Source organism: Candidatus Edwardsbacteria bacterium, assembly GCA_031082425.1.
Classification (GTDB): domain Bacteria; phylum Edwardsbacteria; class AC1; order AC1; family EtOH8; genus UBA2226.
In genome coordinates, this window is record JAVHLB010000011.1 from 36,020 (window position 1) to 53,040 (window position 17,021).

The 17,021-nt window shown below is 52.2% G+C and carries 14 protein-coding genes; all 14 read left to right on the plus strand.

The window, feature by feature from the left end:
• The first annotated feature begins 43 nt into the window (after positions 1-43).
• The 14 genes from RDU76_10410 to RDU76_10475 all read left to right on the plus strand — a co-directional run bounded on the left by RDU76_10410 (position 44) and on the right by RDU76_10475 (position 16,977).
• Complete coding sequence (locus RDU76_10410) at positions 44-1,294, plus strand: SUMF1/EgtB/PvdO family nonheme iron enzyme (GenBank protein ID MDQ7799333.1); 1,251 nt, start codon at positions 44-46, stop codon at positions 1,292-1,294.
• Positions 1,295-1,402: 108 nt separating this feature from the next.
• Positions 1,403-2,323, plus strand: coding sequence for a class II fructose-1,6-bisphosphate aldolase (gene fba, locus RDU76_10415; protein ID MDQ7799334.1), 921 nt, complete (start codon positions 1,403-1,405; stop codon positions 2,321-2,323).
• A gap of 241 nt (positions 2,324-2,564) precedes the next feature.
• Positions 2,565-3,719 carry a hypothetical protein gene (locus RDU76_10420; protein MDQ7799335.1) on the plus strand — a complete coding sequence of 385 codons (1,155 nt, stop codon included), beginning with the start codon at positions 2,565-2,567 and terminating at the stop codon, positions 3,717-3,719.
• A gap of 55 nt (positions 3,720-3,774) precedes the next feature.
• Complete coding sequence (locus tag RDU76_10425; GenBank protein ID MDQ7799336.1) at positions 3,775-4,428, plus strand: cytidylate kinase-like family protein; 654 nt, start codon at positions 3,775-3,777, stop codon at positions 4,426-4,428.
• Between the two features lie 25 nt (positions 4,429-4,453).
• Entirely contained in the window at positions 4,454-5,518 is a 1,065-nt protein-coding gene (gap, locus tag RDU76_10430) for a type I glyceraldehyde-3-phosphate dehydrogenase (GenBank protein ID MDQ7799337.1), read from the plus strand.
• A 57-nt stretch (positions 5,519-5,575) separates the two neighbouring features.
• Positions 5,576-7,948 carry a hypothetical protein gene (locus RDU76_10435; protein ID MDQ7799338.1) on the plus strand — a complete coding sequence of 791 codons (2,373 nt, stop codon included), beginning with the start codon at positions 5,576-5,578 and terminating at the stop codon, positions 7,946-7,948.
• 86 nt (positions 7,949-8,034) lie between these two features.
• Positions 8,035-8,427, plus strand: a complete 393-nt coding sequence (locus tag RDU76_10440) for a hypothetical protein (protein ID MDQ7799339.1) — start codon at positions 8,035-8,037, stop codon at positions 8,425-8,427.
• 32 nt (positions 8,428-8,459) lie between these two features.
• Positions 8,460-8,792 carry a hypothetical protein gene (locus RDU76_10445; GenBank protein ID MDQ7799340.1) on the plus strand — a complete coding sequence of 111 codons (333 nt, stop codon included), beginning with the start codon at positions 8,460-8,462 and terminating at the stop codon, positions 8,790-8,792.
• Positions 8,793-8,866: 74 nt separating this feature from the next.
• Positions 8,867-10,252, plus strand: coding sequence for a tetratricopeptide repeat protein (locus RDU76_10450; GenBank protein MDQ7799341.1), 1,386 nt, complete (start codon positions 8,867-8,869; stop codon positions 10,250-10,252).
• Entirely contained in the window at positions 10,249-11,076 is an 828-nt protein-coding gene (kdsA, locus tag RDU76_10455) for a 3-deoxy-8-phosphooctulonate synthase (GenBank protein MDQ7799342.1), read from the plus strand. Before RDU76_10450 ends, kdsA begins: the two co-directional genes overlap by 4 nt.
• Before the next feature lie 125 nt (positions 11,077-11,201).
• Positions 11,202-12,890 carry a mucoidy inhibitor MuiA family protein gene (locus RDU76_10460; GenBank protein ID MDQ7799343.1) on the plus strand — a complete coding sequence of 563 codons (1,689 nt, stop codon included), beginning with the start codon at positions 11,202-11,204 and terminating at the stop codon, positions 12,888-12,890.
• Positions 12,891-12,902: 12 nt separating this feature from the next.
• Positions 12,903-14,408 carry a kelch repeat-containing protein gene (locus RDU76_10465; GenBank protein ID MDQ7799344.1) on the plus strand — a complete coding sequence of 502 codons (1,506 nt, stop codon included), beginning with the start codon at positions 12,903-12,905 and terminating at the stop codon, positions 14,406-14,408.
• Complete coding sequence (locus RDU76_10470) at positions 14,398-15,954, plus strand: kelch repeat-containing protein (GenBank protein MDQ7799345.1); 1,557 nt, start codon at positions 14,398-14,400, stop codon at positions 15,952-15,954. Before RDU76_10465 ends, RDU76_10470 begins: the two co-directional genes overlap by 11 nt.
• A 48-nt stretch (positions 15,955-16,002) precedes the next feature.
• The gene (locus tag RDU76_10475) at positions 16,003-16,977 is read left to right on the plus strand and encodes a KpsF/GutQ family sugar-phosphate isomerase (protein ID MDQ7799346.1); all 975 of its coding nucleotides are present in this window, start codon (positions 16,003-16,005) and stop codon (positions 16,975-16,977) included.
• The last annotated feature ends 44 nt before the right edge of the window (positions 16,978-17,021 follow it).

The window sequence follows — 17,021 nt, forward strand, 5'->3', positions numbered from 1 at the left end:
TTCAAACTGTTTAAAGGGTTGAAAAAGTTTAAGGGATAATAGTATGAAGAAAATGGCTTTAGTGTTGTTAATTACTTTGCTAACATGTGTTGCAGCCAAAGCCCAAAAGCTGACCGTCTCGGTGATGGACTTGAATGTTACCGAAGGGCTTTCCGGTAAGGAAGTGATGATGCTTACCGATAAGCTGTTGAACGAGTTTGTGACGGCTGGTATTTTCAAGGTCGTGGAAAGAAGCAAACGCGATGAAATATTGAAAGAGCAGGGCTTTCAGCAAAGTGGGGCCTGCGACCAAGGGGCCTGTTTGGTTGAAGCCGGACAATTGTTAGGTGTGCAAAAGATGGTGGGTGGCACCATTGGCAAGCTGGGAAACGTCTTTGCAGTGGAATTGCGGGTTATGGATGTTAAGACAGGGGTGATTGATCAGGCGTTTTCGCGAAAATATACTGGGAACGTATCTAATCTGCTAGATGCTATGAAAGAGGCCGCTTTTGAATTTTCAGGAATAAGGGCACAAACGTCTTCTATGGCAAACACAGGACAAAACAACAGCCCAAAGATGACTTTAATGCAAAAAAATGAACAGGGATGCAATGAATACCGCAATGAAAAAGACGGATCGATCCTTGTAGAAATTCCAGCCGGTGAGTTTTTAATGGGAAGCAAATACGCGAGGCCTGAACACAAAGTATATTTGGATACATTTTACATCGGTAAATACGAAGTGACGGTGGGCCAATATAAAATATTTTGCAATGCTACAGGGCAGACTATGCCTGAACAAGAAGGATGGGATGATAGAGACGATTATCCGGTATCCGGCATAAGCTGGCATGACGCCAAAGCCTACTGTAAATGGGCGGGTTTGCGGTTGCCAACAGAAGCGGAATGGGAGAAAGCGGCCCGGGGAACTGATGGCAGGATGTATCCTTGGGGCAATACTTGGGACGCCAGCAAATGTAACAGTTCCGAAAATGCGGATAATTATCCCAATACTTCCCCAGTTGGTAGTTTCTCCAGCGGCGTATCGCCCTACGGTTGTTTTGATATGGCGGGCAATCTCTGGGAATGGTGTGCTGATTGGTATGGTGGCAAATACGATAAAAAAATGACAAGTAGGAACCCGACAGGTCCATCGTCAGGGATATACCGTGTGCTTCGAGGCGGCAGCTATTTTGACAGCGGAAGTAATAGGGAGGAAACATACTGCGTTGCGTATCATTTGGGGTGCAAGTCTGGTGATAATCACAATAGCAATGGATTCCGGGTCTCTAGAAAAAACAAATCTGATAGTTGATGATATTATAAAACGCACCCGTGACTACATTGTCAAAAGAAAAGTTATGTGGGTTGTTTTGAAGTAAAACAAGTTTTTATAATCTTTAACATATAGCAGGAGGATATCATGCCGTTAGTCGGAACCCGCGAGATGTTCAAAAAGGCCTATGACGGCGGCTATGCCATCGGGGCCTTCAACGTCAACAACATGGAGCTGCTGCAGGCCATCGTGGATGCCGGCACCGAGGAGCGTTCCCCGCTGATCCTGCAGGTATCGGCCGGAGCCCGCAAATACGCCCGTCAGGAATACCTGATCCACCTGGTCCAGGCGGCCATGGAGACCACCGACATCCCGGTGGCCCTGCACCTGGACCACGGCGACAGCTTCGAACTCTGTAAAGCCTGCGTGGACGGCGGCTTCTCATCCGTCATGATCGACGCCTCGCATTTCCCCTTCGAGGATAACGTGGCCCTCACCAAAAAAGTGGTGGACTACGCCCACGCCAAGGGGGTGCCGGTGGAGGCCGAGCTGGGCAAGCTGACCTCCACCTCCGACGAGCCGGGGGCCCGGGAGGCGGTGTACACCGACCCGGACGAGGTGGTCGAATTCGTCAAACAGACCGGATGCGATTCGCTGGCCATCTCCATCGGGACCTCCCACGGGGCATACAAATTCAAGGGCGAGGCCACCCTGGACTTCCCGCGCCTAGAAAAGATCCAAAACCTGCTGCCGGGATATCCCATAGTGCTGCACGGGGCCTCTTCGGTTCCGGCCGAGCTGGTGGATATCTGCAACAAATACGGCGGCAAACTGCCGGGCACCCGCGGGGTGCCGGAGGAATTCCTGGCCCGGGCCGCCAAGATGGCGGTCTGCAAGATCAACGTGGACACCGACCTGAGGATCGCCATGACCGGGGCCATCCGTAAGGCTTTTGCCGAGAACCCCTCGGAGTTCGATCCCCGCAAGTACCTGGGTCCGGCCCGGGAGGCGGTCAAGCAGGTGGTCAAGGGCAAGGTCAAGCTGTTCGGCTGCGCCGGGAAGGCATAGAATACTGGAAATATCGGTGGTTGTCGAGTGCCCCGCCGGTCCTCGATACGGCCGGACTGCAAATTATTACCCCGCATAGAATTGCCGGCCACTCGGCCAACGGCGGGGCCTATCGAGATAACCGGCCGATACATACATTGAATAAAACAATATATTTTAAGGAGGAATGATATTGGGCGACAATTAACGTCCTTTTAGACTATCTGAATCAACCAGTAAACTAAAAAGGAGCGTGAACATCATGAGCACCGATATCAAAAAATCACTTCGCGAGCTTACCAAGATGCAGCCCGGCGAGGGCTACGTGCTGAGCGTCTATGTCAACGCCGCCCCGGACGGCAAGGGGCGCAGGAATTACAACGTTTTTCTCAAGAAGAAATTCAATGAGATCGAGAAGAGCTTAAACCCCCACAGCCCCGAAGCGGAAAGCTTTCCCAAGGACGTCAAGGAGATAAACCGTTACCTGGAGGAGGACCTGAAGCCGGAGAGCAAGGGGGCCGCTCTATTCATTTCCCAGAGCAAGAAAATATTCAAGAGCTTCCAGACGGTGCTGCCGATGGCCAACCGGGTGATAGTGTCCCGGGTCCCGTTCATCTATCCCCTGGCCAGGATGGCCGACAATTATTACCCTTACGGCGTGATCATCAGCGACGAGAAGCAGGCCAGAATGCTGAAGATATACCTGGGCAACCTGGAGGAGGAGGCCGACATAGTCACCGCCGCCGACGACATCTCGGCCAAGGGCTACGAGACCAGGAAGGGCCGGCTGGGCCTGTCCGACGAGAAACACCAGCGGCACCTGAAGGACCTCCGGGCCAAACACGTAAAAAGCGTCATCCGGGAGGCCCAGAGATTCTTCCAGGGCGATACCGCCCATCTGCTGGTGGCGGCGGAGAACGGGACTTTGGCCGAGATCAACCGGCAGCTGCCGGCCGCCCTCAAGGACAAGGTGATCACCACCGCCAAATTCGACATCAAATCCCCCAACAAAAAGGTGCTGGATGAATCGCTGAAGCTGTTCCATGACCTGGAGAACCAGGAGTCCCAGAGGATAGCCCGGGAGGCCGTGGTGCTGGCTAAAAGCAAGGGGGGCCGGGCCATGCTGGGCACCAAGGCCATCCTGGCGGCCCTGCAGGACGGCCGGGCCGAGACCCTGGTGATCTCGGAAAAATACTCCGGGCAGGGCTGGCAGTGCGCCGACTGCCTGATGCTGGGAGCCCTGGGCAAACCCAAGGTATGCGTTTATTGCGGCGGCAAGGCCATCGACAAAGATCCGGATATGAAGGAGGAGATGGTGGGCCTGGCCCTGAGGCACGGGGTCAAGGTGGAATTCGTGGAGGGATCGGCCGAACTGGACCAGAACGGCGGGATCGGGGTCCTGATGAAGAACAGATGAATCTAAAATCATATATACCCCTAAAAGCCCATAAATCAATTTTGAGGAGAGCCATATGCCGGTGATCACCATATCCAAAGAGCACGGGGCCGGCGGCAAGCAGATTTCCCAGGACATCGCCCGGGCGCTGGGCTATGAACTGGTGGACAAGGCCATGATCGTCAAGGTGGCCCAGAACGCCAAAGTGACGGCCGAGAAGGTGGAGAAGTTCGACCAGGAGGGCTACGATTCCATGAGCAAGCACCTGAACAGCCTGCTGCTGGCCAATCCCTCCCTGTACTCCGGACTGGGGTTCGAGATGCCGATGGCCGGGCCGGGGATGCTGCCGGCGGGATATGATTTCTTCGATGCCGAGCAATATCTCAAATTCACCCAGAGCATGATGGATAATCTCTGCAGCAAGGGGAAGGTGGTGCTGGTGGGCCGGGGGAGTCAGGTGTTCCTGTCCGACAAACCGGACTGTCTGCACCTGCGGCTGGCGGCGCCCCTGGATTACCGGATCAAGCGGGTGATGGAGAAGCAGGCGGTGGGGGAGAAGGAAGCCAGGGATCTGATCCACAAAAAGGACCGGGCCCGTTCGTCCTACATCAAGGATTTCTACCAGCGGGACTGGAACGATCCCGCATTATATCACCTGATAATCAACACCGCCAGGATAAACAGCCAGGGGATCATCGCCATCATTAATGAAGCCATCAAACAAATATAAAAATTTAAACACAGGAGAGTTTACTATGGGTGTGAAAATCGGCATCAACGGTTTCGGCCGGATCGGCCGTCTGGTGATCAGCGCCATGGCGGAACAGAAAACACTGGGCCAGCCGCTGGATATAGTGGCGGTGGTGGACGTCTCCACCGATGCCAAGTATTTCGCCTACCAGCTGAAATACGATTCGGTCCACGGAAAATTCCCCGGCCAGGTGTCCACCGCCAAGAGCGATCCCTCCCTGGCCGAGGATGACGTCATCATCGTCAACGGCCACAAGATCAAATGCATCATGGCCACCAAGGATCCCGCCCAGCTGCCCTGGAAGGACCTGGGAGTGGAGCTGGTGATCGAGGCCACCGGCCTGTTCACCCATTCCGACAAGGCCCAGGGACACCTGGCGGCCGGGGCCAAGAAGGTGCTGATCACCGCCCCCGGAAAGGGCGAGGTCAAGACCATCGTGCTGGGGGTCAACGAAAAGGAGTACGACCCGGCCAAGCATAATATCGTCTCCAATGCCTCCTGCACCACCAACTGCCTGGCCCCGGTGGTTCACGTATTGATGAAAGAAGGGATCGGGATCGAGACCGGCCTGATGACCACCATTCATTCCTACACCGCCACCCAAAAGACGGTGGACGGGCCATCCAAGAAGGACTGGCGGGGGGGCAGAGCGGCCGCCATCAACATCATCCCCAGCTCCACCGGCGCCGCCAAGGCGGTGGGCGAGGCCATCCCGGCGGTCAAGGGGAAGATGACCGGGATGTCGTTCCGGGTGCCGACGGCCGATGTTTCGGTGGTGGACCTGACCTTCCGTTCCGAGAAGGAGACCTCCATCGAGGCCATAGACGCCCTGCTGAAGAAGGCCTCCGAGAGCTACCTCAAGGGCTATCTGGGTTATGCCGATGAGGAGATGGTCTCCACCGATTTCATCCACGACCAGCGCTCGTCCATCTACGATTCCCTGGCCACCCTGCAGAACAATCTGAAGGGTGAAAAGCGGTTCTTCAAGATCGTCAGCTGGTATGACAACGAATGGGGATACTCCCACCGGATAGCCGAGCTGGCCAAATTGATGGCCGATAAAATGTAACCGGAGGCTTTAAGGGCGCCGCATGGTTTTGGATTGTGCGGCGCCGTATTTGTATCCATGAAAAAGATATTCTTAATAACGATCCTGGTGATCATATCCTCCGGGCGGTATGTTTTTTCCGATGCCACAACCCGGGAATTGCAGATATTCCAGACCAATTCCACCAACGGGAACCTATTCCCCTGCCGCTGTCCCAGCGAGCCCAAGGGGGGACTGGCCAAACAGGCATCCCTGATAAAGAAGCTGGCCGTCGGCGGACCGTACTGGCTGCTGGAGTCCGGGGACATCTTCGGGATCAACACCGACCGGCCCTCGGATTCGCTGGTTTTGGCGGCCTACCAGGCCATGAAGTACCAGGCGGTGGCCGTCGGCGACCAGGAGCTGGCCAAGGGGGGCGACTATTTCCTGCAATTGAAAGACCGGTTTGACATTCCCTTTGTTTCCGCCAATCTGCTTTACAATGGCAGACCGATGGCCGAAGCCTACCTTATCTGCTCTTTAGGCAAACCAGCGGTAAAAGCTGCGGTGATCGGGCTGATATCGCCCCAGACCATGCTATATTACCCCCAGGAAAAACTGGCGGGCATACAGATCCTTCCGCCCCAACCGGTGCTCCGTGGCCTGATCGACAGTTTAAAGGGCAAGGTTGACCTGTTCCTCCTGGTCTCCCACCTGGGATTCGATGAAGAAACGGAGATCGCCCAAAAATTTCCGGAGCTGTCGCTGATCATCGGCGGGCACAGCCAGACCGAATTGAATGAAGCGGACCGTACCGGAAACGTGCCGATAGTAGAATCGGGCTCCAGCGGCAAACGGCTGACCAGAGCGGTTTTGACCAGAAAGAACGGCAAGTGGCTGTTATCGGAATCAAAGCTTTATGGAATAACCTCCGACCTGCCCGACGATCCCGCAGTTTCTAAAATTATAGGACCAATGCCGGGTTATTCCCATCATAATAGCGACACAGTAAGCAGCGCCAAGATCGAAAGATCGGCCATTCATATCTTTGTGGCCCCGGACTGCCCCGACTGCCAAAGGCTGGAGGATGGGCTTTTCAAAAAAATAGCCCGCCAATATTCCAGCCAAATGAAAATCCAGTATCACGGGGTTGATGATTCCCGGGAATACAAGTTACTGCTGGATTATGAAAGATTATTTAACGATAAAAACAATGAGATACCGGCGGTAGTCATAAACGGCCGGATCCTGGGCGGGGTGGAGGAGATCGAAAAAGAATTGGAGGGCCTGCTGGGCCTGCAGTTGAACCGAAAGAATATAGAAAAAACCGAAAATCGGAAACCGGAAACCGAAAACCAATCCAAAAATAATACAATATCAGAAACAGCAACCGACAGCATTTATCTGGCCTTTGTTTCCAATGTACGCTGCCAGAAATGCGGCCGGGCCGAGTATATGCTGAGGGCCCTGCGGGAACAACATCCCAAACTGGCGGTCAGAAAATTCAACCTGCAGGCCAAGGGCGACCGGGTGATCATCGAGGCCATGGGGATACTCTACGATCTCCCTGGAGATAAGAGGATGCTAGCACCCATCGCTTACATCGGGGACGATCACCTTATCAGCGCCCAGATAGACGATGCCTCGCTGGCCGCCCTGATCACCAAATATTCAAAAGGCACCCAGCGGATCCCCTGGGAGGAGGCCAAAAAATATATCCCCCAGGCCGGCCAGAGCATCTTCCAGCGCTTCAAATCCTTCGGCCTGCTGGGGGTGATGGGGGCGGGCCTGCTGGACGGGATCAACCCCTGCTCGCTGGCGGTGCTGGTGTTCTTCATCTCCTACCTGGCCTTTGTGGGCCGCAAAAGATGGGAGATCCTGGCGGTGGGCATCTCCTACACCCTGGCCGACTTCCTGGTGTACTTCCTGATCGGCATCGGGAGCCTGTCTTTCCTGATGACCCTCAAGTCACTTCCCCTGCTAAGCAAAATACTTTACTGGCTGGCGGTGGTCGCCGGGTTCATCCTGGCCTTCTATAATTTCAGGGATTATTTGAAAGCCCGCCGGGGAGATCTCTCCGGAATGGACCTTCAGTTGTCCAGCAAGACCAAACAGCGAATACACAAGGTCATCCGCGACCGAATGGGGGCCGGGGGGCTTATCGGAGGTGCCTTTGTGGCGGGGCTGATCACCTCGGTCCTGGAGTTCGCCTGCACCGGGCAGGTCTATTTGCCCACCATCGCCTTTGTCAGCCAGATATCCTCGGCCAGATACCAGGCCTACGGCTATCTGCTGTTGTACAACCTGATGTTCGAGGTGCCGATGATAGTCACCTTCGTCATCGCCTTCTGGGGGGTGTCCTCCAAGACCATCGCCGGATGGGCCCAGCGCTCGGTGGCCGGAGTGAAACTGGCCACCGCCATACTGTTCACGGTGATGAGCCTGGCGCTGATTCTGATTCTGCTAGGTTAATAATTTTGACTCTAAATGAGATTGATATACAGCTTATAGCATGTAATATTTGTAAATGGCAGTGTTGCAAGAGAAGAAACACCGTTTTGAGGCTTGGCTTCTTTTACCGCTTTCTCTTTGAAGAGAAAGCTACAAAGAGAACTGTCGCTGCACCGCTGCCTGGAAGTTTTAATATCCGTCTGCCTAAATGTCTTGACCACGAAACAGGGCACTCGCAGGCAAAACATTCTTTACGGCAGCTTTTGCCAAACAGCAGCGCTGATGCGACCCGGGACCCCGCCTTTAAGTGGAGCGGTGTAAGCATCAGCCCGATAAAGCAGTCATTGTGTCATTTGCATCAGGCTTGTTCTGGTTCAATGGATGCCGGGGCGCAGGTCTTACTGTCCGCGCAACTGGGCGGACAGGACTTCTTTGGTTACTTTCTTGGTCACAAGAAAGTAATAGGTACGACATTGCAGGAATGCTTTTGTACAAACTAAATACCGAAAAAATATAATTATAAAAGAGAGTTATGCCGAGTAATTATTTCCAACAAAACAAAGACTATCTTATGGCCACCGCCGTGGGATTATTGGCCGGGTGGCTGGACCTGCTCCGGGTCAGCTGGATATTGACCGCCTTATTGGTGTTGCTGGCTGGGGCAGCTCTGGGACATTTCTTCGAACGGCACCCCCGCAGCCTGGCTTTTTCGCTGGGGTTCGGGCCATTTCTGCTGCAGCTGGCGGTCCTGATGTTCGACCGGATGCCGGCTTTCAAGCAGAACCTGTTCTTCTCCCTGCTGGCCCTGATCCCGGCTTTCCTGGGGGTCTATGCCGGACATCTGTTCAAAAAACTTAAAAAATAACAATAGGACTTTGGCCGGATATGAACAGCGGCTCCCCCGACAGTTCTCAGAAAACCCCCAGGTACAAAAGACCGATGCTTTGGCTGGAATCGGTATCCGGCTATTTTTATCCTTTTGAAATAATGGAGCGCAAGATAGACACGCTGGAGATCATCGGGGAATGGGAAACGGCTGAGGCCATCCTTATCGGTTCGCTGTTAGAACTGGATAGGTTCGATGACAAGATCATGCTGGCCGAAGCCTGCAGCCGGCTGGGCAGCCTCAGGGTCAACCGCGGGCAGTATGCAGAGGCCGGCAAGGTATTCGATCGGTCCCTTACCATCTTTCAGGATGCGGACGATAAAAGAGGACAGGGCCGGGTGCTGTGCAACATCGCCAGTATCCATCACAACCGGGGGGACTACGACAGCGCCTTGGGATGCCTGAAAGAGGCTCTGGGGTACGCCGAAGAGTTGGGTAACAAACAGGGCATCAGCCGGGCCATCGGCAATATCGGTATCATCTATTATGAGAAGGGCGATTTCCAGAAGGCGGTCGAGTATTACCAGCGGGCCATGGATATCTCCCGGGAGCTGGGCGACCAGGAGACCGAGACCATCTCGGTGGGCAATATCGGGATGATCTACCAGGAGATAGGCGACTATCCCAAGGCTTTGGAGTATTGCACCCGCTATCTGAAGATGGCCCAGAGCCAGGGGAACAAACAGGTGATCAGCTATGCCTTGGGAAATGTGGGATCCATCTATTTCGAACTGGACGAACTGAAAAAGGCCAGGGAATACTTTAAGAAATACCTGGATATATCCCTTGAATTGGGCGACAAACCGGGCCAGATAGTGGCCTGCGACGACATGGGGATCACCGAGATGTTTCTGGGCAACTTCCCGGCCAGCCAGGAATATTACGACAAGGCTTTGGAACTGACCTCCGAACTGAGCAATGCCGAGAATCTGGCGGTCCTTTTGGCCAACATCGGCAAACTGCAGGCCCGGCTGGGAAACATGGTCCAGGCTGAGGGATATTTTGTCAAGGGCATCGAAAGCGCCAAGAAAACAGAAAATAATTTTCAACTGGCGCAGAATTATTTTTTTCTGGCCGGTTTCTATCACAAGGAAGGGCGGCTGCAGCCGGCCAGGGAGTACAATCAAAGGGCATTGGAACTGGCCCGGGAGACCAACTGCCGGGAGGTGATCATAAACGCGGGGATATTGGAGAACCTTCTGCTGGCAGGGGATGACAGGCCCCGGGCCGTCTCCGGCCTGGAAACCATGCTGTCGGACATTCAAACCGAGAAACACCGGGCGGAGATAAATTATCACCTTTTCAAGCTGGCCGGCCGGGAAGTCAACCGGGAAATTGCCGCCGGGCTTTATAGGGAACTTTGGCAGAGATCGGGCAATATAGATTACCGTGACCGGCTGAAAGAAATTCAAACACCCATTAATAAAAGGGAACCATGAAAGAGCTGATACTTAAAAACGTGAAGATAGGCCGTGGGAATCCGCTGGCCCTGATAGCCGGGCCCTGCGTGCTGGAGGACGAGGCGGTGGTGATGAGGACCGCCGAGGAGATAAAGAAGATCTCCGAAAAGCTGAAGATCGGCCTGGTGTTCAAGTCCTCATATAAAAAAGACAACCGTTCTTCGGCCAAGAGCTACCAGGGGCCGGGACTCGAGAACGGTTTGAAATTGTTGGAAAAAGTTAAGAAACAGTTTGACCTGCCTGTTCTCTCGGATGTTCACTATCCCGAGGAAGTGGCGGCCTGCGCCCAGGTGCTGGACATCATCCAGATCCCGGCCTACCTGTGCATGCAGACCGAGCTGACATTAAAGGTCGCCCAGACCGGCAAGGTGGTCAACGTAAAAAAGGGGCAGTTTTTGGCGCCGGAGGATGTGGGCCATATCGTCAAGAAGATCGAGGAGACCGGCAATACCAATATCCTGCTGACCGAGCGGGGCTCCTGCTTTGGCTACCACAACCTGGTGGTGGATTTCAAGTCTTTGCCCATCATGCGCACGCTGGGCTACCCGGTGGTTTTCGACGTCACCCATACCATCCGCAAGTACGGCAAGCCGTCCAGCGATCCGGCCGGGGGCAGCCCGGAATTCATCGAGCCGCTGGCCCGGGCCGGGGTGGCGGCGGGCTGCGACGCCATCTTCATCGAGACCCATCCCAGGCCCTGCGAGGCCAAGTGCGACGCGGCCAGCATGCTGGAACTGTCCAAGCTGGAGCGGCTGCTGGAAAGCCTGATAGAACTGGACCAGGTGGCCAGGAAGCATAATTAACCACCAAGGCACAAAGAAAATACTCGGACCTAAAGTGTCATTCCCGCAACAGCGGGAATCCAGGCCTGGATGCCAGTTTTCACGGGCATGACAAATAGGATGAAATAAAGCCAAAGGAGTAAGTGATGAAAAAGATTATTCTGATCTCAGCCCTAATGCTGATCGCCGCCGGCGCCCATGCCCTGCAGACCATAGAGCAGAAGACCCCCATTTCGCAGGTGGTGATCTACAATGACCGGGTGGAGATAACCCGGATGCACAAGACCGGCTACCAGCCCGGGGAATACCAGCTCAAGATGACCGACCTGCCGTCATCGCTGGACGAGAACTCGGTGCGGACCTCGGGGAGCGGCACGGCCGAGGTCAAGATCAACGGGGTGAAGATCGAGACGGTCTACCTGGACACCACCACCAACCAGAGATACAAGGCCCTGGAGGACTCGGTGGAGCAGCTCAAGGAACAGCAGAAAATCTACGACGACCGCTACGGTCTGCTGCAGAAGGAGGCCGATTACCTGGAGAAGATAAAAAATGCCAGCACTGCTTTGCCTTCAGGCAGAGAATCCGAAAAGCCCAGATCCACCACGGTCAGCGAATGGACCGGGCTGTATAATTTCTACGATGCCAAATTCGAAGCCATAAACAAGGAACAGCGGAGTATCGAGAAAAACAAGAAGGCCCTGCAGGCCAGGCTGAACGCCCTGCAGAGCCGCCTGCACAAGATTTCGGCCGGGGCCAACCTGACCAAGAAGAACGTCAGCGTCAGCTTCACCGTCAAAAAGGAGGGCAGTTTGGCCCTAGCCTTAAGCTATATGATGATGGGGGCCTCCTGGCATCCCCAGTACGATATCCGAGTGTCCCCGGAGAACAAGGAGGTGGAGTTCACCTATTACGGGGTGATCTACCAGAACACCGGCGAGGACTGGAAGAACGTCAAAATAACGCTGTCCACCGCCCAGCCGTCCATCTCCGGCTCCATGCCGGCCCTCAAGCCCTGGTATGTTGACGTCTACCAGCAGTATTACCAGAAGGGGCAGGCCTCGCAAAGGGCCAAGCAGAATATCGCCTACAGCAAGGAGCAGCAGGCCCCGGCTCCGGCGGAGATGGCCTATTTCGTGGACGGGACATCCGTTACCGATCAATTGGCTGGAGCCAGGGGAGCCAGCATCAATGTTTCCGATGTGGAATTCACAGGCACCTCCTACGTCTACCAGACCCCGGGCGAGAACAACATCCCCTCGGACGGCGAGCCGCACAAGATCCCCATAGCCTTCGAGACTTTAAAGGCCGAATTCGAATATTCTTCGGCCCCCCGCCTGAAACAGTATGCCTACCTGCAGGGCAAGGTCAAGAACACCACCGAGTATCCCTTCATCGCCGGAGATATCAATGTCTTCTTCGGGAACAATTTCGTGGGCACCTCGGCCATCAACACCGTCATTCCGTCCGAGAAGTTCGATGTATCGCTGGGCATAGACGAGGGCATTAAGATCACAAGGCAGAAGGTCAAGGACCTGGTCGAGAATGGCAAGAGGATCAAGCGGACCTACGGATATAAGATCACGGTGAAGAACCTGAAGAAGACCAAGGAGATCCTGACCGTCAACGAACAGTACCCGGTAACTCGCAACGATAAGATCAAGGTGAAATTAGTGTCGCCCAAGTTCGACGACGAGAAGCTGGAATACGGGATCAAGGAAAAGGCCAACGGCATCATCGAATGGAAGATGGAGCTGGACCCGCAGGAGAAGAAGGAGATGGAATTGGAGTACATCCTGGAGTATCCCGGCGGGGTCAGCGTGACGGGGCTATAAGGTGTGAAAACCATGAAATATATATTTCCATTTTCCATATTGATCCTGATTATTTTTGGATTATCGTCATGTAGCAAGGAAAATCCTGTATCGGCAGACCAAACTATACTGCCACCGACGCTTTTAACACCCGCAAACGGGGATACGGGAATAGGGAGTACACCAACACTAACTTGGGCCTCAGTTGCAAATGCCAATGGGTATTGGCTACAAGTATCGGGGGACAGTACTTTTAATGTGAATATTGAATTCAACTATGAAGGGCTTGTTTTAAACAGCAAAGTACTACAGGAACTTTCCCCAGCAAATAAATATTTTTGGCGTGTAAAATCATTGGATGAGAAAGCATATTCGGAATGGTCTAAGGCATGGAAATTTACCACAAGTGCCAAACCCAATTTCCCGCCAATAGAACCGGTCAATCCCCTGCCAATAAATGGAGAAGTAAATATTTTAACTCCGATCGTTCTTTCATGGGATGGTGGTGATCCTGATAGCGGTGATCTTGTAATATATACTGTGTTGTTGAGCACAGTAAACCCACCGTCGTCATATTTGGACGTACATGAAAGCAACTTGAATGTATGTAGATCAAATGTAAATAATTTACTGGGGAGAAAAACATATTATTGGCAGATAATTTCAAAAGACAACCATGCCAATATTAGGAACGGACCTGTCTGGAGTTTTACCACTTTAGACCCTTGGGTGGTTTTACAAGAAATGCCCACAGCACGATCATATATGACAGCCGATACATTTTCTGGTAAAATATTTGTAATTGGCGGTAAAAATTCAAGCAATCAGCCCCTATCCCTGGTCGAATTATATGATCCTATCAGCAATAGTTGGTCCGTTAAAGCAGATATGCCCACCGCCAGATACAGGCAGTCAATGGCAAATTTAAATGGAACAATATATGTTTTTGGCGGTTATAATGACAGTGTTCTTCATGTTGTTGAATCTTATGACCCGTTATTGAATACCTGGACCCCAAAAAGACCAATGCCCTATGCTGCATTCGGGCAATCCGCAACGTCGTATAATGGGAAGATATATCTTTTTGGTGGTGTTGATGGTGAAGGCAATCCATTACCGAGTATGAGATATGATTCCGTGAAAGATACCTTCGAAGTATTTCCCCAAAACGGCATTTATATTAATACAACCCGTGCGGCTCTAACCCATGTGGAAAGCAGGAGAATATTTATTCTTAGTGATGATTTTTATGAATATTTCCCCGATTATGATATCACATACGAACATAGTCAACCGTATATACAATATGGTTCTGCCGCCCTTAATGGCGATCGAATATTTATGGTCAGAGATTCTTATTACACTTATGTATATGATATATTAAGCAGAAACACCTTTGAAACTACACCTCCCAGCTATTGGGGGGAAGGACTGTCTGTAATACAGGTGGGGGGTAAAATCTACACTATTGGCGGTGGATCAAAGATAGTTCAAGTATATGATCCCACTATTGACCCAGGGAGGCAAAATGATAAATAAAATAAATATTGTTCTTATAATTGCAATTTTGGCAATTATAAATATTTCCGGGTGTAGCAAAGATAATCCAGTATCGGTGGTGCAGGACCTTGTGACCCCAATATTACAATTGCCGGCAGATCAAGCGACTAATAGTGACCTGTCTCCATTATTGCAGTGGCAAGAAGTCAGTGATGCGGTATCATACTCTGTTCAACTATGTGTTGATTCAACATATTCAAAACTGCTTATATATAAACAATCCATTTTAGATATTAACTACCAAACACCGCAGGCGTTGTTGACCGGATCAACAAGATATTATTGGCGTGTCAGAGCGATAAATGGCAATAGAGTGTCTTCGTGGTCGAAGACATGGTCCTTTTTAACTAATAATATACCGATCGCTCCCAAGAATCCCTTTCCGGCAGACGGCATATTAGATTTAGATAACTCGGTATCATTATCATGGGTTTGTTCGGATATCGATCCAAATGATACAATTAAATATGATGTGTATTTAAATGATTTTTATCCGCCAACCGTGAAAATCGGGAATGATCTAAGTGCCGCCTATCAGTCAGTGAGTAACCTTACAAGGGGTAAAACTTATTATTGGCGTGTTGTCGCCAAAGATAATCACGGGAACCAAGTTAGTGGTCCTATATGGTCTTTTAGCACACGTAGCCCATGGATGCAAATGGCATCTATGCGGGTAAGTGTCAGGTCACCTGGCTGTATACTATTAAATGGTAGTCTTTATGCTTTTGGTGGCTGGACCGATGATTTTACCACCAACACAGTACAATTATATGGGATTTATAACAATACATGGGTTGTTGGACCGAGCATGGTACAGTACAGGAGTAGGTTCAGTGCAGCAACTGTTATTAATAAAATCTATATTCTGGGTGGTTTTGGGTTCCCAAATTTAAATGAAGAATACGATCCAGCAACAGGGTTGTGGTCAACAAAAGCGGATATGCCTACTAAACGTGTCAATTTTGCTGTTGCAACAGCCAATGGCATCATTTACGTTATGGGAGGTGATACATCGTGTAGTTGGGAGTCCACGATTTCATCAAATATAGTTGAAGCCTATGATCCAATCGCTGATTCATGGACAACAAAAGCACCAATGTTGCTGTCCCGTAAAAATCATACAGCTGCTGCCGTAAACGGTAAAATATATGTATTTGGCGGTAATGAAACATGGAATGATCCACTTACTAATGTCGATGAATATGATCCAGCTACCAACACTTGGACAAGTAAAAGCCCGATTCCTACCCCAAGATATTATTTGTCATCAGCAACATCAAACGGGATTATTTATGCGATGGGTGGACTGTACTATGATTTATCAAATCATCAAAATTATTATTATACAAATGTAGAAGCATATGACCCTGTGGCAAATAGCTGGACCCAAAAAACACCTATGCCGACAGGTAAGTTTTGGTTTGGGGCGGCCTCCGATAATAATTTTATCTATACCATAGGCGGGGATAACGGTTATAATTGTCTGAATGAAGTGTATAAATATGATCCATTACTCGACCAATAAAGTTTATGACAATTTATTTTTCTACTTAATAACGGGAAGTAAAGCGAAATGAAGAACAGCAATAAGAGCATAGTCAACCTGGGCAGGAAGGTCATCAAGACCGAGGCCCTGGCCCTGAACGACCTGGCCGACCGTCTCAACGGCAATTTCGACCAGGCGGTGGAAGTCCTGCTGAAGGTCAAGCGCAAGGTGATCGTCACCGGGGTGGGGAAATCCGGCCTGATCGGCCAGAAGATAGCCGCTACTTTGACCTCCACCGGAACCCCGGCCTTCTTCCTGCATCCCACCGACGCCCTGCACGGCGACCTGGGGCTGGTGCGCAAAGGCGACGCGGCCATCATCATCTCCAAGAGCGGGGAGACCGACGAGCTGTACGAACTGCTGTCTGTCCTGAAGAGGGTGGGGGTCAAGATCATTGCCCTGCTGGGCAAGCTGGATTCCCCGCTGGCCGGGCTGTCCGACGTGGTGCTGGACGTCTCGGTCAAAGAAGAGGCCTGCCCCCACGACCTGGTGCCCACCTCCAGCACCACCGCCGCCCTGGCCATGGGCGACGCCCTGGCCGTGGCCCTGTTGGACCAGCGCAATTTCAGCCCGGAGGACTTCGCCTGTTTTCACCCCGGCGGCGGCTTGGGCAAAAGGCTTCTGCTGAAGGTGTCCGACCTGATGCTGACCGGCAAGGATGTTCCCATCGTCGCCAGCGGCTCGGGCATGAAGGAGGCCCTGATAGAGATGACCGCCAAGCGCGGGGTGACCTCGGTGGTGGATGATAAGGGCCGGCTGCTGGGCATCATCACCGACGGCGACCTCAAAAGACTATTGGCCAAGACCAACGACATCTTTTCCTTAAAGGTGGACGAAGTGATCGGCAGGAACCCCAAGACGGTGGACCAGGAACGCCTGGCGGTGAAGGCCGCCAAGATGATGGAGGACCACCGGGTGACCTCCCTGCTGGTGGTGGACAAGGAGAAGAAGCCGGTGGGGATAATCCATCTGCATGACATCATGCAGGCGGGGGTTTTGTAGATCTTAGTTGTTAGATGTTAGATGATAGGGATTTTGGACACCTC

What these genes read in the sequence shown, in the direction of transcription:
- RDU76_10410 (MDQ7799333.1), top strand. Translation starts at nt 44, where the DNA reads ATGAAGAAAATGGCTTTAGTGTTGTTAATTACTTTGCTAACATGTGTT.
- fba (MDQ7799334.1), top strand. Translation starts at nt 1,403, where the DNA reads ATGCCGTTAGTCGGAACCCGCGAGATGTTCAAAAAGGCCTATGACGGC.
- RDU76_10420 (MDQ7799335.1), top strand. Translation starts at nt 2,565, where the DNA reads ATGAGCACCGATATCAAAAAATCACTTCGCGAGCTTACCAAGATGCAG.
- RDU76_10425 (MDQ7799336.1), top strand. Translation starts at nt 3,775, where the DNA reads ATGCCGGTGATCACCATATCCAAAGAGCACGGGGCCGGCGGCAAGCAG.
- gap (MDQ7799337.1), top strand. Translation starts at nt 4,454, where the DNA reads ATGGGTGTGAAAATCGGCATCAACGGTTTCGGCCGGATCGGCCGTCTG.
- RDU76_10435 (MDQ7799338.1), top strand. Translation starts at nt 5,576, where the DNA reads ATGAAAAAGATATTCTTAATAACGATCCTGGTGATCATATCCTCCGGG.
- RDU76_10445 (MDQ7799340.1), top strand. Translation starts at nt 8,460, where the DNA reads ATGCCGAGTAATTATTTCCAACAAAACAAAGACTATCTTATGGCCACC.
- RDU76_10450 (MDQ7799341.1), top strand. Translation starts at nt 8,867, where the DNA reads ATGCTTTGGCTGGAATCGGTATCCGGCTATTTTTATCCTTTTGAAATA.
- kdsA (MDQ7799342.1), top strand. Translation starts at nt 10,249, where the DNA reads ATGAAAGAGCTGATACTTAAAAACGTGAAGATAGGCCGTGGGAATCCG.
- RDU76_10460 (MDQ7799343.1), top strand. Translation starts at nt 11,202, where the DNA reads ATGAAAAAGATTATTCTGATCTCAGCCCTAATGCTGATCGCCGCCGGC.
- RDU76_10465 (MDQ7799344.1), top strand. Translation starts at nt 12,903, where the DNA reads ATGAAATATATATTTCCATTTTCCATATTGATCCTGATTATTTTTGGA.
- RDU76_10470 (MDQ7799345.1), top strand. Translation starts at nt 14,398, where the DNA reads ATGATAAATAAAATAAATATTGTTCTTATAATTGCAATTTTGGCAATT.
- RDU76_10475 (MDQ7799346.1), top strand. Translation starts at nt 16,003, where the DNA reads ATGAAGAACAGCAATAAGAGCATAGTCAACCTGGGCAGGAAGGTCATC.